1 pseudogene is annotated in these 467 nt (G+C 56.5%); it reads right to left on the bottom strand.

Annotated features, from left to right (window positions below):
• Positions 1 to 190: 190 nt before the first annotated feature.
• A pseudogene (locus tag SB771_RS33475) lies at positions 191 to 467 on the bottom strand (hypothetical protein); the annotation flags it as partial.

Here is a 467-nt window from a genome sequence, read left to right as displayed (position 1 = left end):
AGCCAGTTTAGGATCGACGCCGCTGGTGGCCGACCAAGCAGACAGATCGCCGTTGAATTCGAAGACGTCTTCGCGCGGGATGCGCAGTTTGATCGCAGGCATGGAGCACTCCGGGTCGCGTAACGGCATCATCATCACGCAGCCGGTCAGATGTGAAAAGCCCCGCTCGGGGGCGGGGCAGGAATCACGGTTAGTGACGAATTGGTGTCGCTGTTGATGCCGCGTGAATAAGGCGCCGCATTGGCCATGTTTCGGCATACTGACCAAGTACCGAAGCCTCTTTGTCAGCTTGATCGATCGATCCACGGTCGTCGATCACAACAATGATCGACATGTCAGCCGTTAGCGTCTTGCCACGAAGATCGACCAACTTGTAGAGCTCTGATGCGGCGGCTGCCGGATGCGCTGAAATGGCATCGATCTGAGTTTCACCTTGCATCAAGTCGAATCCGTACTCCTTCCCTGAC

Source organism: Burkholderia sp. SIMBA_051, from assembly GCF_046534915.1.
GTDB classification, from domain to species: Bacteria; Pseudomonadota; Gammaproteobacteria; order Burkholderiales; family Burkholderiaceae; genus Burkholderia; species Burkholderia ambifaria.
The sequence above is the reverse complement of the archived record's forward strand: the minus strand, read 5'-3'. Positions and strand labels throughout refer to the sequence as shown.